Annotated in this window: 21 protein-coding genes and 2 pseudogenes; 5 read left to right on the forward strand and 18 right to left on the reverse strand. The window is 68.6% G+C overall.

Annotated features, from left to right (window positions below):
• The gene (locus MNOD_RS04680; RefSeq protein WP_043748074.1) at positions 1-1,209 is read right to left on the reverse strand and encodes an efflux RND transporter periplasmic adaptor subunit; all 1,209 of its coding nucleotides are present in this window, start codon (positions 1,207-1,209) and stop codon (positions 1-3) included.
• Between the two features lie 299 nt (positions 1,210-1,508).
• Between MNOD_RS04680 and MNOD_RS04685 the strand changes: the two genes are divergently transcribed.
• On the forward strand, positions 1,509-2,585 hold the full coding sequence (locus MNOD_RS04685) for a P1 family peptidase (RefSeq protein WP_015927683.1): 1,077 nt from the start codon (positions 1,509-1,511) through the stop codon (positions 2,583-2,585).
• 62 nt (positions 2,586-2,647) lie between these two features.
• Here MNOD_RS04685 and MNOD_RS41260 read toward each other — a convergent pair whose 3' ends face one another.
• The gene (locus MNOD_RS41260) at positions 2,648-3,058 is read right to left on the reverse strand and encodes a DUF3618 domain-containing protein (RefSeq protein WP_015927684.1); all 411 of its coding nucleotides are present in this window, start codon (positions 3,056-3,058) and stop codon (positions 2,648-2,650) included.
• 25 nt (positions 3,059-3,083) lie between these two features.
• Complete coding sequence (locus MNOD_RS04695; protein ID WP_015927685.1) at positions 3,084-3,524, reverse strand: hypothetical protein; 441 nt, start codon at positions 3,522-3,524, stop codon at positions 3,084-3,086.
• Positions 3,525-3,908: 384 nt separating this feature from the next.
• Between MNOD_RS04695 and MNOD_RS04700 the strand changes: the two genes are divergently transcribed.
• A complete protein-coding gene (locus MNOD_RS04700) occupies positions 3,909-5,384 on the forward strand; it encodes a LuxR C-terminal-related transcriptional regulator (RefSeq protein WP_050783281.1) in 1,476 nt (491 codons plus the stop codon).
• A 224-nt stretch (positions 5,385-5,608) separates the two neighbouring features.
• Here MNOD_RS04700 and MNOD_RS04705 read toward each other — a convergent pair whose 3' ends face one another.
• The 6 genes from MNOD_RS04705 to MNOD_RS04730 form a co-directional block, all read right to left on the reverse strand.
• The gene (locus tag MNOD_RS04705; protein ID WP_015927687.1) at positions 5,609-7,090 is read right to left on the reverse strand and encodes a mannitol dehydrogenase family protein; all 1,482 of its coding nucleotides are present in this window, start codon (positions 7,088-7,090) and stop codon (positions 5,609-5,611) included.
• Complete coding sequence (uxuA, locus tag MNOD_RS04710) at positions 7,078-8,274, reverse strand: mannonate dehydratase (protein WP_015927688.1); 1,197 nt, start codon at positions 8,272-8,274, stop codon at positions 7,078-7,080. Before uxuA ends, MNOD_RS04705 begins: the two co-directional genes overlap by 13 nt.
• Before the next feature lie 377 nt (positions 8,275-8,651).
• Positions 8,652-9,356, reverse strand: coding sequence for a GntR family transcriptional regulator (locus tag MNOD_RS04715; RefSeq protein ID WP_015927689.1), 705 nt, complete (start codon positions 9,354-9,356; stop codon positions 8,652-8,654).
• Positions 9,357-9,373: 17 nt separating this feature from the next.
• Positions 9,374-11,272 carry a TRAP transporter large permease gene (locus MNOD_RS04720; protein ID WP_015927690.1) on the reverse strand — a complete coding sequence of 633 codons (1,899 nt, stop codon included), beginning with the start codon at positions 11,270-11,272 and terminating at the stop codon, positions 9,374-9,376.
• Between the two features lie 74 nt (positions 11,273-11,346).
• Complete coding sequence (locus tag MNOD_RS04725; RefSeq protein WP_015927691.1) at positions 11,347-12,366, reverse strand: TRAP transporter substrate-binding protein; 1,020 nt, start codon at positions 12,364-12,366, stop codon at positions 11,347-11,349.
• A gap of 83 nt (positions 12,367-12,449) precedes the next feature.
• Positions 12,450-13,478: a Zn-dependent oxidoreductase gene (locus MNOD_RS04730; RefSeq protein ID WP_015927692.1), complete on the reverse strand. Its 1,029-nt coding sequence runs from the start codon at positions 13,476-13,478 to the stop codon at positions 12,450-12,452.
• Positions 13,479-13,572: 94 nt separating this feature from the next.
• Between MNOD_RS04730 and MNOD_RS04735 the strand changes: the two genes are divergently transcribed.
• The 3 genes from MNOD_RS04735 to MNOD_RS46130 all read left to right on the forward strand — a co-directional run bounded on the left by MNOD_RS04735 (position 13,573) and on the right by MNOD_RS46130 (position 15,064).
• Positions 13,573-13,971 carry a VOC family protein gene (locus tag MNOD_RS04735; RefSeq protein ID WP_015927693.1) on the forward strand — a complete coding sequence of 133 codons (399 nt, stop codon included), beginning with the start codon at positions 13,573-13,575 and terminating at the stop codon, positions 13,969-13,971.
• Positions 13,972-13,985: 14 nt separating this feature from the next.
• On the forward strand, positions 13,986-14,168 hold the full coding sequence (locus tag MNOD_RS46125) for a hypothetical protein (protein ID WP_157091384.1): 183 nt from the start codon (positions 13,986-13,988) through the stop codon (positions 14,166-14,168).
• A 590-nt stretch (positions 14,169-14,758) separates the two neighbouring features.
• Positions 14,759-15,064, forward strand: coding sequence for a hypothetical protein (locus MNOD_RS46130; protein WP_157091385.1), 306 nt, complete (start codon positions 14,759-14,761; stop codon positions 15,062-15,064).
• Between the two features lie 620 nt (positions 15,065-15,684).
• On the opposite strand, the gene MNOD_RS04740 is transcribed toward MNOD_RS46130, so the two are convergent.
• The 9 genes and pseudogenes from MNOD_RS04740 to MNOD_RS04765 all read right to left on the reverse strand — a co-directional run bounded on the left by MNOD_RS04740 (position 15,685) and on the right by MNOD_RS04765 (position 23,440).
• Complete coding sequence (locus tag MNOD_RS04740; RefSeq protein ID WP_015927695.1) at positions 15,685-16,848, reverse strand: DegT/DnrJ/EryC1/StrS family aminotransferase; 1,164 nt, start codon at positions 16,846-16,848, stop codon at positions 15,685-15,687.
• A gap of 38 nt (positions 16,849-16,886) precedes the next feature.
• Positions 16,887-18,173: a glycosyltransferase gene (locus tag MNOD_RS04745; RefSeq protein WP_157091386.1), complete on the reverse strand. Its 1,287-nt coding sequence runs from the start codon at positions 18,171-18,173 to the stop codon at positions 16,887-16,889.
• A gap of 72 nt (positions 18,174-18,245) precedes the next feature.
• Positions 18,246-19,352 carry an NAD-dependent epimerase/dehydratase family protein gene (locus MNOD_RS04750; protein ID WP_015927697.1) on the reverse strand — a complete coding sequence of 369 codons (1,107 nt, stop codon included), beginning with the start codon at positions 19,350-19,352 and terminating at the stop codon, positions 18,246-18,248.
• Between the two features lie 266 nt (positions 19,353-19,618).
• Positions 19,619-19,801 (reverse strand): annotated as a pseudogene (locus tag MNOD_RS46135) (DDE-type integrase/transposase/recombinase); the annotation flags it as partial.
• An 82-nt stretch (positions 19,802-19,883) separates the two neighbouring features.
• Positions 19,884-21,257 (reverse strand): glycosyltransferase family 87 protein, encoded by a 1,374-nt coding sequence (locus MNOD_RS04755; RefSeq protein WP_015927698.1) that lies wholly within the window; start codon positions 21,255-21,257, stop codon positions 19,884-19,886.
• Between the two features lie 471 nt (positions 21,258-21,728).
• A pseudogene (locus tag MNOD_RS46140) lies at positions 21,729-22,010 on the reverse strand (hypothetical protein); the annotation flags it as partial.
• 39 nt (positions 22,011-22,049) lie between these two features.
• On the reverse strand, positions 22,050-22,637 hold the full coding sequence (locus MNOD_RS46145; protein ID WP_157091388.1) for a hypothetical protein: 588 nt from the start codon (positions 22,635-22,637) through the stop codon (positions 22,050-22,052).
• Between the two features lie 281 nt (positions 22,638-22,918).
• Positions 22,919-23,203: a hypothetical protein gene (locus MNOD_RS04760; protein ID WP_015927700.1), complete on the reverse strand. Its 285-nt coding sequence runs from the start codon at positions 23,201-23,203 to the stop codon at positions 22,919-22,921.
• Positions 23,204-23,218: 15 nt separating this feature from the next.
• A complete protein-coding gene (locus MNOD_RS04765) occupies positions 23,219-23,440 on the reverse strand; it encodes a hypothetical protein (protein WP_015927701.1) in 222 nt (73 codons plus the stop codon).
• Positions 23,441-23,692 lie beyond the last annotated feature (252 nt).

Genomic DNA, 23,692 nt, shown 5'->3' on the forward strand with positions numbered 1-23,692 from the left:
TCAGGGCGCCTCCGCCGTCGCCGTCCGGGCCTGCTCCTCCAGCCAGGCCTGCCCAGGCTCGGCCGGCCGGTTCTCGGCCACGAGGCTTCCGTCCTGCACGCGGGACTGGCCTTGCCCAATCACAATCTGCCCCGGCGAGAGGCCCGTGCGCACCAGGGTGCGGCCCGCATGGGAGGGCCCGACCGCGATCGCCTGCTGGTGCGCCCTGTGCGCATCGTCGACCACGAACGCGTAGAGGCCCTTCGGCCCGTGCTGGACGGCGTCGTCCGGGATCGTGACCGCGTCCTGCACCACGCCCACCCGCATCCGGGTCGAGACCGACAGGCCCGGCCAGAGGGCGTGGTCCGCATTGGCGAAGGTGGCCTTGAGCCGGATGGTGCCGGTCGCCGTGTCGACCTGATTGTTGATGACGCTGAGCGTGCCCTCGGAGAGCTTCGTCTGCCCGTCGCTGGTCCAGGCCTCGACCGGCACCGGGCCGGCCGCGAAGGCCTTGGCGATCGGCTGAAGCTCCTCCTCGGGGGAGGTGTAGACGACGGAGATCGGCTCGACCTGGGTGATGGTGACGATGCCGGTCTGGGTCGACGCGTTGACGATGTTGCCGAGGTCGACCTGCCGGAAGCCGGTCACGCCGTCGAGGGGCGCGCGGATCGTGGTGTAGCCGAGCTGGGTCTCGGCATTGTCGATGGCAGCCTGGTCGGAGGCGACCTGGGCGGTGAGCTGCGCCACCAGGGCGGCCTGCGTCTCGGTCTGCTGGCGCGACGCGTAGGCGCCGAGCTTGGTGTAACGCTCCAGGTCGGCCTTGGCATTGCGCAGGTTCGCCTCGTCCTGCGCCTTCTTCGCCTTCGCCTGATCGAGGGTCGCCTGGAAGGGGCGCGGATCGACCTGGACCAGGAGGTCGCCCTTGTGCACGACCTGCCCCTCCTTGAAGGCGACTCTCAGGATCTCGCCGTCGACGCGGCTGCGCACCTGGACCGTGTTGTAGGCCTGCGCCGTGCCGAGGCTCCCAAGCACCACCGGGAAGGGCCCCCGCTCCACCCGCGCGAGCGCCACCGGCACGGGCGCCGGCGCCTTCACCTCGCGGGCCGGCGGGGTCGCGGCGCGCTCGCGCTGCCACGCATAGGTCCCGCCCGCCCCCGCGAGGACGAGGAGAGCGAGGATCATCCAGCCGCGCCGGGATCCGCGAGGGGAGCCGCCCTGTCCTCCTGTCATCGCACGCGCATGATCCTCCTGAGGGGCCGCCGGCCGACGCATCGTGCCCTCGGCTCTCGGAGGCAGGGAAACAGAGTCCGGAACGTGCCGCATGGTGGGGCCTTCTAAGCCCCCACTGTTTCTGCTTTGTTGGCCGAGCTATGCACGGCGTGTCCGGCAGCCGTGCGGTCACGCCTGATCGATCGTCCCGCAATGTGGTCGGCTTGTCACGCGACAACTTCAGGAACGGCGCGGGCCACGGGCCGTTCCGGTCGGGGCATGGGATCGATGTCGCAGGCGATCATGGGGCGCAGCGGGCCATGAGGAACAGCCTCACCGATATCGCGGGCATCCGCGTCGGGCACGCGCAGGATCCGCGGATCGCAAGCGGCGTGACCGCCCTCCTGTTCGATGCGCCCGCCACGGCCGCAGTCGACGTGCGCGGCGGCGGGCCGGGCACGCGGGAGACCGATCTCCTCGATCCGGAGCGGACCGTGCCGGGGGTCGACGCCCTCGTCCTCTCGGGCGGCTCGGCCTTCGGCCTCGACGCGGCGTCGGGCGTCACGGCTTGGCTCGCCGAGGCGGGGCGGGGCTTTGCCGTCGGGCCCGTGCGCGTGCCGATCGTGCCGGGGGCGATCCTGTTCGACCTCCTGAACGGCGGCGACAAGGATTGGGGCCGCTACCCGCCCTATCGCGAGCTCGGCTTTTCCGCCGCCGCCGCCGCCACGGCCGAGCCGGTCGCCCTCGGCTCGGTGGGGGCGGGCTTCGGCGCCCGCACCGCCAACCTCAAGGGCGGCCTCGGCTCGGCCTCTTCTCGCGTCGAGGGCACGGGCGCCCGGGTGGCGGCCCTCGTGGTGGTCAATGCCTTCGGGCGCGTCACGGTGGGGGACGGCCCGCATTTCTGGGCGGGGCCCTTCGAGATCGGGGACGAGTTCGGCGGCTACGGGCCGGCGCCGCGCGTGCCGCCCGAGGCCTTCGCCTGGCCCGCCCCGGGGCTTCCGGGCGCCAACACCACGCTCGCCGTCGTCGCGACCGATGCGGTCCTGACCAAGGCGGCGGCGCGCCGTCTCGCCGTGATGGCCCAGGACGGCCTCGCCCGGGCGATCCTGCCGGTGCACACGCCCCTTGATGGCGACGTGGTCTTCGCCGTCGCGACCGGCCGGGTGCCCCTTGCGGAGCCGGTGGGCGACCTCGCCCGGCTCGGAGAGGCCGCCGCGCGAACCCTCGCCCGCGCGGTGGCGATCGGCGTCCATGCCGCCACCGCCCTCCCCTTCCCCGGCGCCCTGCCGGCCTGGCGCGATCGTTTCGGGGGGCTCGGACCGACAGGATGTCCGGGAGAGGTGGGCGCCGGTTCTCCGGCAGCCGGTTCTCCGTCCGGACATCCGGCCAACCGATAAGCGAGCGCCGGATCGGATCTCGTGGCGCGGCCCCGCCGGAGGGCGGCCGTGGCCTCAGCGGCCTACCGGGTGATGCGCACCGAGACCGGATCGCTGCCGGGGAAGCTCTCCTCCAGCGCATCGTCGAGCCGCTCGTCCGTCCGGGCCGGACGGTTCTCGGGCAGGTGGGCGTCCGGGGCGGATTCCGACGAGGCGACGCGCAGCCGGCGCCGCTCCGCTTCCTGCCGCAGGGCATCGTAGAGAAGGAGGCCGAGACCGGCACCGATCAGGAGGGCGGGCAGCACGTTCTCCTTCACGGTGTCGAGCAGGCGCTGCGCGTTCGCGTTCATCGCCCTGGCGGGCGCAGGCGTGCCGACAAGGTCCTCGGCAAGGCCGGGCACGGTCAGGCGGGACTGCAGGGTATCGAGGGTGCGGTCCAGCCGTGCGCGGGTCTCCTCGACCTCGCGCTCCATCTTCTCGGTCGAGTTGCTCATCCGGTGCCCGCTCCGTGGTTCGGGTTCAGGTGTCCGAGGCAGGAGACACCCCGGTCGGCACGAGCGCGCGCGAGCGCGGGATCGGCCGGGTGCCGGCGGCTTGGAGGAGGCGGAACAGGGCGAAGCCCGCCAGAGCCGCCACGGCGAGCGTGATGCCGGGACGCCGGCGAGCGGCCGCGTCGACCTCGTCGTAGATCTCGCCGAGCGTGCGCCGGGCGATGCCCTCGGCGAACTCGTCCACCCCGTCGGCGGCGTTGTCGAACAGGGCCCTCAGGTGGGGCGAGTGGCCGAGGCCCGACCCGCTGTCCCGGATGGCGGCAGCGACGTCCGAGACGGCCCTGACCGCGTCGGCCTTGCGCTTCGCGACGTAACCATGCGCCTGCTCGACGATGCGCCCGGCGAAGCTGCCGTCCCAATCCCGGTCCTGTCCCCCGGGACCTCCACCCAAGCCCTCATCGTTGAGCATCGCGGCTTCTCCTCGACCCGGCGCGAGCGCGGCCTCGGACAAACCGCAGGCGCCCGCGGCGGTTCCGCGGGGTGTCTGGATGCGAGACTTCACTAGAGCGCTCTTCGCCGAACCGGTATCCACTTCGGCGGGGAGCGCTTCGGACCCTGTCGCAGACTTCAGGACCACGATACCGATCCCGCGAGCCCGATCGCCGATGGGCTCTCATCGGAGCGCCGCGACCGGGCGAGTTCTGCCGAATCATCCCGCCGGCGTTGTCTTCTTGCGCGCCATGCACAATCTGCCTCTCCGATTCGGAGTGCCTCATAGTCGCGTCTGTCGTAGTTTCGGCTGATGACCGGGGCAGCATCAGAGACGGCATCTTGGCCGCCCGGCAACGGCGAGATGGCCGAGCGCCTCCGCGCCCATGACTGGGCCGCGACGCCGCTCGGTCCGATCGGGCGCTGGCCGCAGAGCCTGAAGAGTACGGTCGATCTCCTGCTTCCCAGCGGCTTTCCCATGATCGCGCTCTGGGGGCCTCTCCTCATCCAGATCTACAACGACGGCTACCGCGACCTGATGGGCCTCAAGCACCCGGCGGGCTTGGGTCAGCCGACCCGCGACTGCTGGCCCGAGGTCTGGCACATCAACAAACCCATCTACGACCGGGTGTGGGCGGGCGAGACGCTGACCTACGAGAACAGGCTCTATCCGCTCACCCGCTCCGGCCGTCTCGAGGACGTGTGGTTCACCCTCTCCTACAGCCCTCTGCGCGACGAGACGGGAACGATCGCGGGCATATTGGTCATCCTGATCGAGACCACGGCGCGCAAGCGGGCCGAAGATGCGCTGCGCGAGAGTGAGGAGCGTTTCCGCCGCTTCGCCGAGCACTCGGCCAATGTCCTCTGGCTGGCCGATCTGGAGACCATGCGGCTGGAATACCTCAGCCCTGCTTTCGTGCAGGTGTGGGAAAGGCCGACGGAGATGCTGCCGGACATCGAGCACTGGCTCGGAGCCGTCCATCCGGACGATCGCGACAAGGCGCGCAGGGCTCTGGAGAGGGTCGGCCACGGCGAGACCCTGGTCATGGAATACCGCATCGTCCGCTCCTCGGACGGCGCGGTGCGCCGGATCCGCGACACCTTCTTTCCGATCCCGAGCGGAGACGGGCGCATCCGGCGGGCCGGCGGAATCGCTCAGGACGTCACGGGCGATACGGGGTCGCGCGTCTACGTCATCGCCGCCGATGACGGCTCCCGGCGCGCCCTGGTCGGGCACCTCCAGCCCGCAGGCTACGAAATCCAGGTCTTCTCGAGCGGGCAGGCCTGTCTGGATATCGCCTCCTCGCTCATGCCGGGCTGCGTCGTTCTCGATGTGGACCGCCACGCCGACGGCTTCACGGTGCCCAAGGAGTTGAAGGCGAAGCGGATCAACCTGCCCGTGGTCGTCCTCGGCGCCAGCGGCGGCGATGTCGGATTCGGGGTCTCCGCCATGAAGGCCGGGGCGATCGACTACCTGGAGAAGCCCTATGCGTCGGATGCGCTGCTGGCCGCGGTCGCGACCGCCCTGGCGGAGATCCGCGCCGATGCCGAGCGTGGGCGCCTGCGCGACGCGGCCAGGGCCCGGATCGCCGGCCTGTCCGCCCGCGAGCGCGAGGTGCTGGAGGGGCTCCTCGCAGGAGGGACCAACAAGACGATCGGCCGGGCGCTGAGTCTGAGCCCGCGCACGGTGGAGATCCACCGGGCCCATGTGATGGAAGCGCTCGGCGCCCAGACCCTGTCGGAAGCGATCCTCATCGCAGCGGCGGCCGGCATGCAGCCTGCGAGCCCAGCCGCCGCCGTGCCGGCCGTGCCGATCGTGTCAGGAAAGAGCGTTGCCTAGGGGCGCCTCCCGCCGAAGAGGAGGCCGGTTCGGCGCAAGGGAGCGGGTCAAATCAAGAGCTTAGAGCTGCTGGCCTGATGCAATCAGGCCGGGAATGGCTCTCAGCATCCTTCGCCGAGGTGTCCCACAATCCGGTGAAGGATTCCGTCCCAACGGTCATTGAAAATGACCGTTGGTATCATCGTCTCGGGCCGCGCCCCGACGCGGAGGATCGGACGCGACCCTCACGCCGCAAGGGCGGCGCGGGCACCGTGCCGGAAGAGTGCATCGAGTGCATCCGTGACCGCTCTCACGAAGACCGGATGAACCGGCAGGTCATCGCCGAACACCTCCCGCACCCCGAGAAGCGCCGGTGCCAGCCGGTCCGCGACGGGACCCGCATCGTCGGCCAGCCGGCGAAGGCGTTGGCTGAGAGGATCGCGGACGTCGATCGCCCGCCCGTGCTCGTCCTGGCCGGTGACGTAGCGCATCCAGGCCGCGACCGCGAGCGCGAGGCGCGGGAACGGCGCCCCGGCGGCGAGGCGGTCACGGACCGTGCCGAGCAGGCGCTGCGGCAGCTTCTGGGACCCGTCCATCGCGATCTGCCAGGTGCGGTGCCGGAGGGCCGGGTTGGCGAAGCGCGCGAGCAGCGAGCGCTCGTAGGCCGGCAGATCCACCCCGGCGGGCATGCGCAACGTCGGCCGCACCTCCTCGCGCATCAGCGCCGTGGCGAAGCGCGCGCAATCGGGCTCCGCCATCACGTCGGAAATCGTCTCGAACCCGGCGAGATAGCCGAGATAAGCGAGGGCCGAATGGCTCGCATTGAGGAGCCTGAGCTTCATCAGCTCGAACGGGGCCACGTCGGCGACGAGTTGCGCTCCCGCCTCCTCGAAGCGCGGACGCCCCAGGGCGAAGTTTTCCTCGATCACCCATTGCGAAAACGGTTCGGCCATCACCGGCCAGGCGTCGCGCAGCCCGAGGGCCGCCGCGACCTCCGCGCGGTCGGCCTCGGTGGTGGCCGGGACGATGCGGTCGACCACGGTCGAGGGGCAGGCGACGCGATCCTCGATGAAGGCCGCGAGGCCCGGATCCCGCAGGCGGGCGAAGCCGGACAGGACGCCCGCGACGGTGTGGCCGTTCTTCGGCAGGTTGTCGCAGCACAGCACCGTGAACGGCTCGGTCCCGGCGCGGCGGCGCCGGTCGAGCGCCTCGACGAGGAGGCCGGGCAGGCTCTTCGGGTGATGCGGGGCGGCGAGGTCGGCCGCGATGTCGGGATGATCCGCCTGGAGCAGTCCGGTGGCGGGGTCGTGGCAATACCCCTTCTCCGTCACCGTGAGGCTGACGATCCGGACGCCCGGATCGGTCAGGGCCGCGATCACGGTCGCGGGCTCGCGGGGAGCAACCAGGACCCGCCGGACCGAGCCCACGACCCGCAGCCGCTCGCCCTCGCCGGAGCGGGTCGCGACGGTGTAGAGCCCGTCCTGCGGCACCAGGGCTTCCGCGGTATCGGGGGAGCGCAGGCTCACGCCGCAGATGCCCCAGCCGGTCTCGCCCGCGGCGAGGCGGTCGTCGACATAGACGGCCTGGTGGGCGCGGTGGAAGGCCCCGATCCCGAGATGGACGATCCCGATCCCGACACTGCCGACATCGTAGCCCGGCCGGCCGCAGCAAGCGGGCAGGCGATCGAGCGTCGCCCGCGACAGACGCGGCGCCGTCACAGTTCCCATCCCCGCAGGCTCGCGAGCGCCGTCATCACGCCGCGCAGCTCGGCCAGGCCCTTCAGGCGGCCGACCGCGGTGTAGCCCGGGAAAGCCCCCTGGCCGATGTCGCTCAGGAGGGCATGGCCGTGGTCCGGGCGCATCGGGATGCGCCAGCGCGGATCGCCCGCCGCGCGGCGGCGCTCCTGCTCGGCGAGCAGGGCGTCGATCAGCGCCACCATGTCGGTGTCGCCGCCGAGATGGTCAGCCTCCATGAACGAGCCGTCGGGCTCCTTGGCGACGTTGCGCAGATGCGCGAAGTGGATGCGGTGTGCGAAGCGGCGCGCCAGGGCGGGCACGTCGTTCGCCGGGCCGGCCCCGAGCGAGCCCGAGCAGAGCGTGATGCCGTTCGCCTCCGCATCGACCGCTCCCGTGATGAAAGCGAGGTCGTCGGCGTTCGAGACGATGCGGGGCAGGCCCATCAGCGGCCGCGGCGGGTCGTCCGGGTGGATCGCCATGCGGATGCCGACCTCCGCGGCGGTGGGGATCACCGCGCGCAGGAAGGCCGCGAGGTTGCCCCGTAGGGTGTTCGTGTCGATGCCGCGATAGCGGTCGAGCATGCGCCGCAGGCCCGCGATGTCGTAGCGGTCGAAGGCGCCGGGCAGGCCGGCCATGATGGTGGCGAGAAGTTTTGCCCGGTCCGCCTCGCTGCTGCGCGTAAACCAGGCCCTGCCCCGGGCGAGTGCCTCCGGCGGATGGTCGGCCTCGGCCCCGGGACGGGCGAGCATGAAGCAGTCGAAGGCCGCGAATTCATGCGCGTTGAAGCGCAGGGCCGTGCCGCCGCCCGGGAGCGGATGGGCCAGCTCCGTCCGCGTCCAGTCGAGAACCGGCATGAAGTTGTAGCAGATTGTGGTGATCCCGCAGGCCGCCAGGTTGCGCAAGGAGGCGCGGTAGGCCGCAAACAGGGGCTCGAGATCGCCTTCGCCGAGCTTGATGCGCTCGTGGACGGGCAGGCTCTCGACCACGCTCCAGCGCAGCCCGAGGCTCGGATCGGCGCCGATCTCGGCCTTGCGCCGCTCGATCTCCGCGATGCTCCAGACCTCGCCGTAGGGGATGTGATGCAGGGCCGTGACGATGCCGGTCGCACCGGCCTGACGGGCATCCGCGAGGCGGACGCAATCGTCGGGGCCGAACCAACGCCAAGTCTGTTCCATGAAGCCTTTCGCGCTCCGCTTTGAGAGCATTCTGCGGCGGAGCAGACCTCGGTCCGGCGCAGAATGCAGGAGAATCACACGGTTTCCGGTTGATTCCTTCTGGGACAAGGATGCGCGGGGAACCCCTCTCCCGTGCGGGAGAGGGGCAGGCGATCGAAGATCGCGCGGGAGGGCCCAGGTGGTTCAGCAAGAAGACTGAACCGGCGCGCTGCCAGCACCACGCGTCCCGCTTGATGTCTGGACCGTCCGGGACCCTCACCCCTACCCCTCTCCCGCACGGGAGAGGGGATCCCGCGCTTCCCGCGCCCTCTTGTCTCCGAACGGATCAACCGAAAGCTGTATCCAGAGAGCCGCTGTCCACTTCGCCCGGACATGCTCTAGAGGTCGGCCTGGATGAGATCGGGATGACGCCGCGCGAGGTCGTGGGCCACCTTGAGCACCTCAGCCATGTGGCCGCGCATGGCCTCCTCGGCCGCCGCCGGGTCGCGGGCCAGAACGGCAGCCAGGATGGCACGGTGCTGTCCGATGAGGATATCAACCGGCGTCACCGCCGGCAGGCTGAGATAGCGGATGCGGTCGAACTGCGCCTTCTCGCGTTCGATGATCGCCCAGACGCTGGCGAGGCCCGTACCCTCCGCGAAAGCACGGTGGAAACGATCGTCGGATTCGGTGAAGCGCTCGGGATCGTCGCGGCACTCCGCCTGCTCGTCGAGGAGAACTTCGGCGAGGGCGCGGGTCGCGGGCGGGATGCCGCGCTCGGCCGCCCGCCGCACGATCGCGACCTCCAGGGCCTCGCGGACGAAGCGCGCGCGCTCCATGGCGCTCAGCGCGATCCGGCTGACGAAGCTGCCGCGCTGCGGCAGAACCTCGATCAGGCCGTCCTCGACCAGCCGGATCAGGGCCTCGCGGACGGGACCGCGGCTCGTCCCGAACCGGGCCGCGAGTTCGTTCTCCGACAGCCTTTCGCCCGGGCGCAGGCGAAGCGCGACGATGTCCCGCCGGAGGATCTCATGGATCGTGCGCCGGTCCGGCGGGACGATGGCCTCGTCCCGCTCCGGCGCCGATCGATAGGTCGCACGCATCGTTGAGAGCCCCCGTCTCACAGGAACCCGATCGAGATCCAGGGTATCAGCACGATGAGGATCAGCGCCACGAGGAGCGCCGCCAAGTGCGGCCAGGCCCGCTTGATCGCCACGTCGGGCGAGACGCGCCCGATGGCACAGGCGAGATAGAAGCCGACCCCGAAGGGCGGAGTGAACAGGCCGAAGCCCATCGCGAAGACCGCGATCATGGCGTAGTGGACCTCGTTGACCCCCATCTGGCGGGCGATCGGGAAAAGCAAGGGGCCGAACAGCACGATCGCCGGCACCCCCTCCAGCACGCTGCCCAGCACGATGAAGGCGAGGGCCGAGACGAGGAGGAAGCCGACCTGGCCGCCCGGCACCAGCGCCATGAGCGCGACGAGCTGCTGCGAGAATCCGGACTGGGTCAGCGCCCAGGCCATCGCAGTGGCGGCCCCGACCACAAGCAGGATCGCGCCGGACAGGGAGGCGGTGTCGATCAGGATCGGGTAGATCCGGCGCCAGTCGAACCGGCGGTAGACCAGGACCCCGACTAGGACCGAGTAGAGGACGCCGATGGTCGAGACCTCGGTGGCGGTCGCCACGCCCTCGACGACGGCGGTGCGGATCAGCACCGGCAGGCCGAGGCCCGGAAGCGCGATCAGCAGGAGCCGGCCCTTCTCGCCCCAGGTGAAGCGGCGCGCCGAGGACAGATCCTCGCTGCGGCTCTGCCACCAGACCACGACGCAGAGGGCCAGCATCCCCACGAAGGCCGGCATCAGGCCGCCGGTGAACAAAGCCGCGATCGATACGCCGGTGACCGAGCCGACCGTGATCAGCACGATCGAGGGCGGGATCGTCTCCGACATCACCGCGGAGGCCGAGAGGAGCGAGGTGAGGTCGCCGTCGTGGTTGCCGCGCTTCCTCATCTCCGGAAACAGGGCCGGCGCCACGGCCGCCATGTCGGCCGCCTTCGCGCCCGAGATGCCGGAGACGAGGTACATCGCGCCGAGGAGCACGTATTGCAGCCCGCCGCGCAGGTGCCCGATCAGCGAGACCAGGAACGCGATCATGCCCTGAGCGAGGCCCGAGATCTCCATCAGGGCGCCGAGGAGCACGAAGAGCGGCACGGCGAGCAGGATGAGATGGCTCATGCCCTCCTCCATCCGGCTCGGCACGATCGAAAGCGGGATCGTGGTGGCGAAGGCGATGTAGCTCACGGTTCCGATCAGGAACGCGAAGGCGATCGGCATGCCGGTCGCCATCGAGACGACGACGAACAGCAGGAAGAAGACGAGCAGGCTGAGATTGCCGAGATCCTCGAATACCGGCGCCAGCCACAGGAGGGCCCCGAAGGCGGCCGCGACCCCCACCAGGGCGAGCCCGATCTGCGTCCAGGTCGCGTGCCGGATGAGCGTGTCGACGGCGGTGAACAGCATCAGCACCGCGCCGACCAGCATCGCGCCGCTCCGCCAGCCCTCGCCGATCTGCAGGACGGGGGTGAGGCCGACGGCCCGCTCCTCGTAATGCTCAAAGCTCGGCATCACGAGCGCGAGCAGCAGCGCCGAGACCAGCATCAGCGCGAGGGCATCGAGCCAGGCCCGGTGCTCGGGCCGCATGCCGCGGACGAAGGCGGTGAGCCGCATATGCTCGCCGCGCCGCAGCGCGATCACGGCGCCGAGCATGGCGAGCCACAGGAACAGCATGGAGGCGAGCTCGTCCGACCACGCGAAGGGGCGGGCGAACAGGTAGCGGGCCGCCGTGCTGGTGCCGAGCAGCAGCACCTCGGCCAGCACCAGGAGGGCGGCCGCCGCCTCGGTGAGCCGGGCAAGGCCCGTGTCGACGGCCTGGAAGAGGCGCGTGCCGGGATGGACGGGCCTCGACTCCTGGTCCGCAGCGCTATCGGCCTTGCCGAATTCGGAGATCTCGCTCTGCATGGGCGTTCCAGTCCGGACCTGAAAACGGCCGCCGGACGACGCCGGCGGCCGAGCGGCGCTTGAGGGCGACCCGCTCAGAGCGGGCCGGCGTATTTCTCCAGGAGCGCCCACGGCTCGGCGCCGAATCGGCCCTTCCAGTCGGCGTAGAAGCCGGCCTTCTTCAGCACCTCGCGGAAGGGCTGCTTGTCCGGCTTGCTGAAGGTGACGCCGGCCTTGGTGATGGAGGCGATGAGCTCCTCGTTGAGGCGCAGGATGTCCTCGCGCTCCTTCAGGGCGGCCTCGGTCAGGCCCTTGGTGATGCTCGCCCGGATCGCCTCCGGCATCGCCGCCCACCGGCGGGCATTGGTGAAGACGTGGTGGCCGTCCCAGATGTGGCCGGTCAGCGCGATGTGCTTCTGCACCTCGTAGAGCTTGGCGCTGGAGATCAGGGCGAGCGGGTTCTCCTGCCCGTCGACGATGTGCGTCTGCAGGGCCGCGTAGAGCTCGCCGAAATTGATCGGCGTCGGGGCGGCTCCGAGGGCGTCGAACATCGTCACCCAGAGCTGGTTGCCCGGGACGCGGATCTTGAGCCCCTTCAGGTCGTCGGGCCCGGCGATGGGCTTTGCCGCCGTCGTGATGTTGCGGTAGCCATTGTCCAGCATCTTGTCGAAGACGTGCAGGCCGATCTTGGCGAATTGCGCCCGCACATAGGCGCCGAGGTCCCCGTCCATGGCGGCCCAGACCTTGGCGTAGTCGTCGAAGGCGAAGGCGACCGCGTTGATGCCGCCGACCGGGAGCACGGTCTGGTTCACGCCCGAGGTCGACATGAAGTCGAGGGCGCCGGAGCGCACCTGCGAGAACATGTCGGCCTCGCCGCCGAGCTGGCTGTTCGGATAGACCTGGAGGTTGACTTCGCCGTTCGTGGCCGTGGCGATCGCCTCGGCTGCCTCGCGGATGCGGACGGCGCCCGGATGATCGGCCGGGAAGGCCGTGCCGTAGCGCAGCCGGTACTTGGCCCGCTGCGCCCTGACGGGTAAGGCCCCGCCCCCGATGAGGCCAGCCGCCAGCAGCCCGGCCGTGACCCCACGGCGCGAGATCCCTCCTTGCGTCACCATCCGCTCCTCCCGTTCGTGTGGCCCGCCGCCTCCCGCGGCAGTGCCGAGATCTTCCCATGCGCCGAGCCGTGCCGCCGGTCGCATCAATCCGTGAAGTCGAGCTGCACCTTGAGGGTGCGCTCCGGATGCCGTTCGATCAGATCGAAGGCCGCCCGCGCCTCGCGCGCCGGGAAGGTCTGCGTGATCATGGCGGCGGGCGACAGGCGGCCGCTGGCGAGCCAGCCGACCACGGCCGGCAGAAGCCGCCGGTTCAGCCGGGATCCGACCAGGGTCAGTTCCTTCTTGACGATCTCCTGCTGGCTGACCGGGCAGGGTGACGGCGAGAAGCCGAGCAGCCCGATTCGCCCGGCCGGGCTCGCGACCCGGCAGGCCTCCGCCAGCAGCGCCGGCACGCCGGCCCCGTCGATGACGACGCTCGGCCCGAGGCCGTCGTTCTCGGCGGCCACCCGCTCGGCGACGCTCTCGCGGGCCGACTGGATGACGGCGTCGGCCCCGAACCGCTCGGCCCCGGCGAGACGCGCCTCGTCGATATCAGCGACGATGCAGCGTGCCCCGTGCAGCTTGGCGACCTGGAGCACGGTGATGCCCACCGTGCCGGCGCCATAGATCAGCACCGTGTCGTCCGCCGTGATCCCGGTCCGCGACAGCACGTTGGCGGCGATCGAGAGCGGCTCCGCGAGGGCGGCGACGTCCGCATTCAGCCCCTCCGGCACGGCCACGCAGTTGGCGGCGGGCACTATCAGGCGATCGCGGAAGCCGCCGTCCAGGTGGACGCCGAATACCTGGAGATTGGCGCAGACATTGGGGCGCCGGGCGCGGCAGGGATAGCAGTGGCCGCAGGCCACGACCGGGTCGACGACGACCCGCTGGCCGACCGCCAGCCCCGAGACATCGGCGCCGACCGCCTCGATCGTGCCGGCGAATTCGTGCCCGATCACGCGCGGGTAGCGGGCGAAGGGATTCGAGCCGTGGAGGATATGGATGTCCGAGCCGCAGATGCCGGCGCGCTCCACCCTCAACAGCACCTCCCCCGGCCCCGGCCTGCCGGGAAGCGGCGCCTCGGCGACGACGAGGACATGCGGTGCCTGAACCGAGATCGCGACCAAGCCCATCCCCCCGTGATTCTTGTTGACTAGTCGACAAGTACCGGCCGGCGTGCCATCCGTCAATGAGGATTGCCGGCCCGGTGATGCCACGCAGGCCCACATGGGGGCCGCTTCGCGGAAAGGCGATGTCGGTGCGTCAGGGCATTGCCCGACGCAGTGGACACCGGCTCGTCGCAGACCATGCGAAAAATCGAGACCCTGGAGCGGGATCCGTTCCGGTGAATCGGATCTCGACGGCCGCCACGAGACCATTCCCGAGACCGGCCGGGGCCGCGTCGCCGGGCTCATCCTCAATTTCGAGGTCGAGGAGCCCGATGCGGTCTATCGGGACGTCCAGGAGGCGGGGCTGCCGATCCTCGTGCCCTTGCGCGACGAGCCCTTCGGCCAGCGGCATTTCATCACCAGGGACCCGAACGGCGTGCTCATCGACGTGATCAGGCCGATCCCGCCCACGGCGGAGTTCGCCGCGCAATACGAGGCCTCCACCCTTCCCGCCTGAGGCGGGTCGCCCCCGTGCTCAATCTGCTTCGCGGGAAGAAGCACGCCAATCCTGCGAAGCTCGAAGAGCGAAGCAGAATGGCGGATAATTTCGTGCGGCAATCGGCAGCGCACAACTGGCGGATGCACCGCAACGACCTGGCCGGCGTAGTGGACGACGATCAGCGGGAGTTGGAGCGCAGGCTCGCCCGTGGGTAAGCGTCCCGCCATGTCCGACTCACCCACCCTCGACGCCCCCTCCCCCACCGTCCTCGCATGGAGCCGCAGGTCGCCGGCCTGTCGCCGGCCATCCCAACCGCTGGCGAGCGAATGTGCTCCGCCACACAGCGCAAGCGGCCCTTCTCCGTAAGCTCCCACGATTTGCGGAGTGGCGAGATGAGTGATCAAGCCCGACTAAGATTGATCTCGTTTGCCTTCGCCGTACTGTGGACAGCGGCGATGTTGTGGTGGTCTGCCCCACTGGATGCAGCAGCCGTTACGATCTGGATGGTTGCGGGCGCGGTGGCCGGCTTTCTCTGGCATTGGCTCATGAGCCGATGGCAGCGGTGGTACTTTGGCCCAAGGCAGGGTTCCTGAGCCCCTGATCAGCGCTTGAGTGATCCGCGAGGACCGCAGACCAAACCGCGGCCCCCGATCTTAATGACTGCACCGCGCATGCGTTGTCGGACAGGCGTAAGCTGCCTGTACCTGACGAAGCACCTCTGGACCGTCCCACGGCACAAGCCGGGGCAGTATCGGGGCTTTCCGGTTTGGGGGGTTCGGCCGTGGCTGAGACATCTGAGAATGACATGCGGCTCAAGCGTGTGTGCAGCACCAAGACGCCTGAAGAACGACGAGCAGAACTGGCTGATTTTCTGGCAAAAGCCGAGTCCGGTCAGATTATCCCCCGGGACAGTTCGGAGCGCGCACTGATTAGAATGCAAGCATATCTCGCTCAATGGGAGATCAAGAAAATTGATGATGAAATCGCCAACAAAAAAGAGCAAGATGCAGCATTCACATCCTGCCCAGGCGGTTTAAGCAGAGATACGACCTGGCCAACGCCCTCGACATCTCCACAGCAGCCGGCTCAGGACCCTATTCGTCCGAGATGATGGCGTCGAGAATGCGACCGAGGCGCAGGGGCGCATGGCGGCGAGGACCGCTCCCTTTCCCTGCGCAGAATCATCCCTGGTCAACGTACCGTTCCGGCCTCCCCGGCACATGCGCAACTGGTATTCCTCGGCAGATTCCCTGACTGACAATTTCGGCCGGACGGGGTAAAGCACCTGCCGGTTGGGTATGCATCGTAACCGTCATGTCTTTCAGGGTCTCGTGAGGCTTCTGGGTATTTGCCGCGGTCACTTTCTGGAAGCTCAGCTGCCGCAGCTTGCATAAAGGTGTATTCGTCACAAAAATCATAGTTTTGATAAGAATTCATTCCTTTCTGGCATTTACCATATCCATCTCTTATAAGAGCCGCCTTGTCATTGTATCGGCCATAGATTATTCTGTGCCGCGCGTTGCCGGCAGCATGCCGAGTTGGATCAAGGCACCATTTGAGGTTTATTTTTACATCCGCAAATCTATCATAGTTCAATGTGCAATTTTCTGCAGCGTAAGCGAAACCAGAAATGCACAAACTAACGGACGCCAGAGCGACCAACCGAAGCGCTTCCCTGCCCATAGCCAACTACCATCTTGCTGTTGCCAAGTTAGATAGTCACACAAGTCTTCACACCAGCGCAGGCTCCGCCCGGCGCATCGTTTCGGGCGGATTGATCGCGAGAGCCTGGGCACGCAGTACGGCGATCACCTCGTCCTGCTCCTCGTCCCGCAGGTCCGGGAACAGCGGAAGCGAGAGCGTGCCCTCCCCCCAGCGGCGCGAGACCGGCAGGTCGGGGATGGCACCGGAGGTGCGGTACAGGGTGAGGCAGGGCACGCTGCGGTAATTCACGGTCGCGCCGATCCCGGCCTGGCCCAGCGCCTGAAGCACCGCGTCGCGCTGCCCGTCCGGCACATGGATCGGGAAAAGGTGGCGTGCCGAGACGACACCAGCCTCGATGATGGGCCAGGTGAACGGCGTATTGGCAAGCTCCGCCTCGTAGCGTGCGCAGAGCCGCTCGCGGCGGGCGAGCTGTGCCTCGATCCCGTCGATCTGTGGCTCGAGCAGGACTGCCAGAAGGTCGGGCAGGTTGGCCTTGGTGCCGAGGCGGGCGATGTCCCAGTGCCGGTAGGTGCCACCCTGGAAGCGCTGGGCGGCGCCGGCCGACATGCCGTGCAGGACCGTCTGAACCAGGGCCGCGGCAAGATCCGGATCGTTGGTGATCACAGCCCCCCCTTCCCCACAGGTCACGTTCTTGGTCGCGTAGAAGGAGAAGATCGCGGCGTCGCCGTCCTGGCCGGGGCGCCGGCCGTTGCGCTTGCCCTCGAAGCAATGCGCCGCATCCTCGATGATCCGGACGGATGCGGGGATCGCCTTCCGCAGAGCCGGGATGTCGACCATCTGGCCGTAGAGATGGACCGGGATCACCGCTCGGGTCCTCGGCGTCACCGCCTCGGCCACCAGCCGGTGGTCGATCAGGAGCGTTGCCGGATCGACATCGACGAAGACCGGGGTTGCGCCGACGAGGCGCACGACATTGGCTGTCGCCGCGAAGGTCATGGCGGGAACGATCACCTCGTCGCCCGGCCCGATATCGAGAGCGAGCAGCGTTGCGATGGCCCCTTGCGTCCAGCTCGAGGTCAGCTTCGCGTGCTGCACACCGAAGAAACCGCGCAGCTTCTCCTCGACGCGGACGCCCTGGGGGCCGCTCGTCAGGAACGGGCTCGCCAGGACCGCGGCGACGCGGTCGCTGCAGGCGGGCGAGAGGGCATGCCGGTAGAACGGAACAGCCATGCGGGTCCTCCCTGGTCCGGGTTCTGATGGGTGACGCGTCACCGGGTTTCCGCCGAGCGGGCGACGCCCGCCGGCCTGTGCTGGATGATCGGGCTTTCCGCGTAGAGCTCCGGCGGAGCCTGATAGAGGGCGCGGATGCGCGCGGCCGCCACGCTCCAGTCTGCGACCTCGCAGGCCATGCGATAGGCATTGGCCGACATCCGCGCCCATCGGGCCGGATCAATGCGCCCGGCCTCAGCCAGGGTATCGGCCACATGCTCGGCCGTGAGGTCGGCGACGAGCAGGCCAGCGCCGTATTGTGCCGCCATCTCGTGCAGTCCGGTCTCGCGGGTGACGAGGATGGGCACGCCCAGAAGCTCGGCTTCCAGCGCCGCTGTCGGCCAATGGTCGAGGCGTGAGGGGATGGCGAAGAAGTCCCATCCCCGCATCACCGCGTCCCGCTCCGGTCCGTAGCGCGGTTCCAGGACTGCGACGCGATCCGCGATCCCGAGCGCGCCGGCGCGCACGGCGAGGCTCTCTCCGCCGGCGCCCGGGCCCATCAACACGAGGCGCCCGCGGCCTCCGCGGCGGCAATGGAGCGCGAACCCCTCGACCAGCAGGTCGAGCCCCTTGTGGAACACCGCGAGACGCCCGCAGAAACCGAAGACCGGCTCACCATCCGTCCTGCCGTCCCGCTCGGGCGGCGGCGGACGCCCCGATTCGGAGCTGGAGAAGGCGCCGTTCGGGATCAGGCAGGCCCGCGCGCGAGGCGCAAGCCGTCCGAGTTCGGCCTGTTCCAGTTCGGTGAGAACGTGGACGAACCGGGCGCCGTTCAGGGCCGCGCGTTCGAGAAGGGTGACGTAGAGGGCGACGAGCGGCTTCTTCACCCGGCCGTGGCGGTCGAACAGGTGCGAAAAGCAGCTATGCAGGGTGAATATGTAGGGATGGCCGCGCGCCCGCAGGTGACGCGTCAGCGCGACGAAGAGCGGCTTGCGGGCTCCGTGGAGGTGGAACACGGTGCGCGGCCCTGCCCCGGCGAGCAGGGCCTCGCGGCTCGAAGCCTCCAGAGCGACGAGGTGGCCGAGGAAGATCGGCCCGGCGAGAGGCACGTGATCGAGCCGGATGCCAGGCGGCACCGCAATGCCGCTGGGATCGTCCGCCACGAAGACGATGCGAGGTGCGTCGCCCGCGCGCACCTGTTCCAGGGCCAGCGAGCGGGCCATCTGATGGACCCCGTTCGAGGCGGATGGATAGCCCTCGCGGTCGGCAATCACGATATGGCGGATATCGAGGGGCCCATCCGGAGCGGGCGCCCTGGACGGGCGGGCCGGGCTAGCGGGTCTCATCGCGAGCCCCGCGCGCTTGGCACACCGTGCGTGCCTGTCCCGGATCCTGCGCCGGCCCATACGCATGGGCGATCATGGGGTGACCTCCTCGGCGAGCGGCTCGAGAACCGGACTGCACGCGGTGACCGCTTCGGGGAATGGGGTCCCAGCAGGCGCTCCGACCGGCGCTCCGTCGAGGAGCCGCAGCCTGTGGCCGGGCTTGCTCAGGAGTTGGCTGTACCATTCCACCGTATGGCAGGCCGGCGTGTCGCTCAGGCGCTTGCGCCTGAGCGCTCCCTCGATCTCCAGGACCGCTTCGTCGATCGTCAGGCCCGCCACGAAGCCGAAGGTCCGCTCGGCCTTGGAGAAGCTGACGTGGTAGTCGCGCCGGTCCGGGCCACCTGGCCCGAAGGTGATGAGGGAAGGGACCGCGACGGCACGTTTCACGGCTCGGGCGATGTCGATGACCTGATGATTCTGCCAGCCGATATTGAAGGCTTGGCCACCGATGGCCTGCCGCGGCGCGCGCAGGGCGAGCAGGAACGCCTCTGCAACGTCGCGAACGTGGACGAGCGGCCGCCATTGCGTGCCGTCGCCCCCAACGGTGATCCGGCCGCGCTCGTGGGCGTCGAGCGTCATCTGGTTCACGACGAGGTCGAAGCGCATGCGCGGCGACAGGCCGAAGACGGTCGCGTTGCGTAGGGCCGCAGTCGTGAAATGAGCGCAGTTTCGGGCGAGCACCGCCTCTTCGGCCCGCGCGCAGGTCTGGGCATAGACGGTGAGCGGGTGGAGCGGCGCGTCCTCGGCGAGGTTCATTCCCCGGCCGGCGCCGTAGACGGCGCACGAGCTCGCGAAGAGGTAGCAACGTACTCCGGCGCGCTCGGCAGCCATCGCGACGCGCGTGCGGCCCCGCTCGTTGATCGAGCGCGTCAGCTCGGGATCGAGATCGCCGGACGGATCATTCGACAGGGCAGCAAGATCGATGACGCTATCGCAATCCTCGAAGACGTCGTGCTCGATCGAACGGGTATCCTGACGGATAATCTCAAGGAACGGATGATTACGATGTCGAGAGAGCGACGCATCTCCAAAGAAAAACATATCCACAGCTTTGACATTATAATTATTTTCAAGCAATGTATGAGCTAGTACAGAACCTATATAGCCCCCTGCTCCGGTGACTGCGATTTTGTGGCGCATAAAAGTGTCCCTCCCAGGGGCTTGTTTCTGAAATATTGCCGACGGGCTTTCATGGTGGGCAATCGATCATCAGGGCTAGAACGAAAAAGTGCTTCCCGGCGGGGGTGCGTCCCTCCCAGGGGTTTGCTTCCGAAACATAGCCGACGGGCTTTCACGATGGGCGATCGATCATCAGGGTTATGACGATCTCTCTTAATACCTACGAGATCCGGATGAACCAGAGCCGAGCCCGAGCGGGTTGAGGCCGTGCGGGTCGTCGGGGCGTGTCGATCCGGGGCGAGCAGCAGCTCCACCTGCAACATCTTGCGGAAGAAGCACTTGGCTGCCCTGAGATCCCGCTTGGTGCTCAGCAGGAAGTCGACCGGCTCCCCGTGCTGGTCGATGGCCTGGTGCAGGGAGCGCCACTGGCCGCGGATCCCGATGCAGGTCTCGTCAGCGCGGCGGTGCCCCCGGCGAAGAGGAAGCGGATCGCGGGCGGCAGCGCCGCAAGCGGCCGCAGCGCCGCCCGGCGGGCCGGCAGGGGGAGCCTGCTCATGCCCGGGCCGGATCCAGCTCGGCCGCGGCCGGGGCGACGGGGCGGGCGGCCTCGGCCTGGAGCCGGTGCAGGAGGACCAGCACCGCCAGCACCGCCGCGAGCCGCCAGGATTGCAGCGGGGCCGCCAGCGTGCCGGCAAGGTGCTCCGAGATGTTCCAGTAATTGCCGATCGCCACCAGGCACAGGCCCCACAGGACGAGCCGGCCGCGGCGGCGCGGCGCGTCGGGATCACCCGCGAGAGCGAAGAACAGGATGACCAGCACCGGGAAGGCGATGCCGTAATGGTGCCCCCAGGCGATCGGCGAGGCGAGGGTGAAGGCCATGGCCGCGGTCGAGAGGTCGAGGAGGGCCGCCCGGCGCGCCCCGGGGCGCGGGAACAGCGCATAGGCCACGATGAGCACGGACGACCACAGGGTCGCGCTGCGCACCAGCGGCGTCGGCGGCGGAAACGCCGAGTAGTCGAACTTCAGGACCTCATCGGGGAACATCAGCCCGTTCATCAGCCCGTTGACGGAGGTGTTGTCCCAAAAGATCTCCCCGCGCTGCGAGATGTAGGTCAGGACCGACAGGTAATCGAGGTGATTGCCCAACCCGAAGAGGGCGACCGAGGCGGCGAGGCCGAGGCCGAGGCTGGCGGCCTGGCCCGCCGCGAAGGCCGTCTCCCGCCGGATCAGCGCCCAGACGAGAAACAGGGAGAATTGCGGCTTCACCAGGCAGACGAGGCCGATGCAGAGCCCGGCCAGGAGCCGGCGTTCCCACAGCCAGAGCAGGCAGGCGAGCGCGAAGAGCGCGTTGAGGAGCGCCTGGACCTGGCCGAGGCGCCAGGCGATCATCAGCGGATAGAAGAACAGCGCCGCGCCCGCGAAGAGGGCCGCAAGCAGGCTGGCCGGCCCGGCGCCGCCCGCCCGCAGCGGGCTCTGCGCGATCAGCTGGCGGCAGATCAGGAAGATCAGGACCGGCATCGCCAGGATGCTCACCCAGACCAGGCGGTTGAGTTCGGGCACGCCCGGCGTGATGCCGAGCGCCTCGAGGGCGGCGTAGATCAGGAGCGAGCTCGGCGGGTACTGGAACTTGACGTGCTCGACGAAGAACAGGTCGTAGAGGGGCGCCGGATGCGCCGCGGTGATGCGGGCATAGGCGCGGCCCATCGGCATCCACGAATCGTCGAGCGCGCCCGCGAGCGTGAACCAGCTGTAGGCGCTGCCCACATAGCCGCCGAGCCGGAGCGCGATGCCGCAGGCGATCATGGCGGCGATGGCGGAAGCGGCCCAGAGCAGGGGCGGCCGGAGGAGCGGCGCGGCGGGCGGATGCGCGCGGGGCCGCTCGGCCGCGGCGGCGCGCGCTGTGGCGCGGGAGGCTCCCTCGGACATGATGTCTCCCGATTGCATCGCGGCAGGCCGGCCCTCGGCCTGGTGCCGCCGGCTCATCCCGGACGATAGAAACGGCGGCCGCGGCGGCCTACGGCCCCTTTCGGGCTAGTGCTTGGGAGCGGCGCCCGATCGATTGAAGCCTCGCTCTGATCGCAGCATATCCTGTGAGACGTCTGGCGGCCGATCTCGCGAAATACATCGGTTCATCTGCTCTGGATGAGCGGCCCGCCGGTATCGGCGCGGCAAAAAGCTATCAGTGACAGCCCAAAATGGATGAGGCCGCCAAAGGCCAGGGCAGCCTCTCGCCATCTCACCGCCGAGGTTCGGTTCCAGCGCTACACGATCGTGAAGTGGCTCGCAGTGATCACGGGCTTGTTGTCGAGGGTAGCGAACGGCACAGCCGTAGATGCCGTGCCAGAGCCATCCGCATCATAGGACAGCACGCCTGTGCGGCTATTGTAGAGAATGCGGTCACTCGCATCGACCGTGGCGCCCTTTACGCCCAGGTCCTTGAACGCTGAGAGTCCGTTGGGAAAGGTTCATTTCATAGTTTTTCATAGTTATTGACGCAAGAAGCCGGGCTATCGAGGCGAAAAGCATGGCCGCCGCCGAGATGTGAAGCAGCGTATCGTCATCCAGCTTGAGACGGCGCGACACCGTGAGTGCGCCGATGCTTTGTTCGATCCACAACCGCTTCGGCAAAAGGACAAAGCCTTTCGCGAATTGTGGCCGAAGGACCACTTCCACGACCCGGCCCCGCCGCGGCGGGCGTTCTCGTTTCACCCCTCCTGATCAGGCAACCAGCCGCCGGTCGCGACGGCGGCATGGTCCGTCAAACCGCGGCCCATCTTCAGTGATGCGCTGGCCGTCGTGCGCCGTGCCCTCTGGCGCGAGCAGGGTTTGGAATCGAGCTGAGGATCGCGCAAGTTCCGTCGTCTCGCCGCTGTGCTCGGCATCGCTCTCGTCCCGAACGTCGCGGGCCACGCCTTCGATCCCCAGCCCTCGACCGTTCCGCTCAACGCGCTCCCCTCCGGCCGCAAGGCGGTCGAGCAGGGGACGAAGCGACCTGACGGCAACCCCGAGCAATGGAGGGGCGGCGAGGACGATTTCCGAATGGACGGGCGTGATCGATGCACTGATCGCACGGCAGTCAGTCAATGCGTTGGAATTCGTCTCGGCTGCGGCCGTGTCCGCCAGCGCCGATGTCTCGGAAGCGCTGAGGAAGGCAGTCGCTGCCGCTCGCAGCGCCGGCCGACCGCTGATCGTTCCCGGCCTTGGAAGCAGCTGCCATCTTGTCAACGGCAGCGTGGATGTGTCGGGGGTCGAAATCATCGGTGCCGGCGCCTGCATCAGTACGACGGCAGGCGTCAGCACCTTCACGACAACCGGCCCCCTCGCGCGGGTTCACGGCCTGATATTTAGTCATACAGACCCCTCCGGGTCAGTCTTTTCACCGGCGGGAGGTGAGTCGCATGAGATTCACGACAATCGCATAACGGCAAGACACGGCTCGAACGCCGATCCGATTATCTATTTCATCGGGTCGAATACATACATCCATAGTAACAAGATCACAAATCTGCGCCCGAACGCCCTCTCTTGGGAGCCGCCCGACCACCTTGTAGTGCGCTGGCAGCGAATGTCGGCCACCAGTTCTCTTCTCAGGGAGCGTCGTCGCTCAATCGGGAAGCGAGGAGAAACAAGGTGCGTCCGCGCTGATCCTCGCTGATCGGGACAGTGGCGCCCTTGACCGTCAGCTGCCCGGCGATGCGGATGAGAAGCGCGGGCCCCCGGCCGGCAGGAAGGGCATCGGCCTGCTCGCGCACGGCACGAACCCAATCCGCGATCCTGTTGCAGAGGTCGGCGCCGGGCGTCGCCTGGGCCGCAGACGCAATCGAGTCCGCCTCCTGCACGTATCGGGAGACGAGGCCTTCAAGGTCCGGCATGCGCCTCTCCAACGCTCAGGGTTTCTCACGGCCGACCTGCCGGGCCAGACGCTCGCGCCAGCCCTCGGGCATCTCGATACCCTTCATGCGCATCCGGGCTTCGACGTTGGCGAGCACGCGCTGCCAGTGCTCGGCCGGGAGCCCGGCGAGGTCGCGCCCGAACCCGAGATTGTGCGCCGCGGTGTCGGCGGCGTCCCGCCATTCCCGCGGCAGGGGCGACCAGATCGCATCCACCATGCGCTCCTCCGAAACCTGCGAGAATGGTCGGGCACCGTGACGGGCAGCTTTGGCTGGCGCACACGCGCCCTGGAAATGAGCAGGCGCAACGCGCAGGGGCCGATCTGGTGAGAAGGCAGCTTTACTTCACCAAGACGAGAAGTGCGCCGGCTGAGCTAACACTCAAGCATACGAATGCGGCAATGACGGACAGAAGGGGAGTTGCTTTATCAGAGGCCAGGTCCTGCTGCTCCTCGTCCAGCAATTGCCATC

This window comes from Methylobacterium nodulans ORS 2060 (assembly GCF_000022085.1).
Lineage (GTDB): Bacteria > Pseudomonadota > Alphaproteobacteria > Rhizobiales > Beijerinckiaceae > Methylobacterium > Methylobacterium nodulans.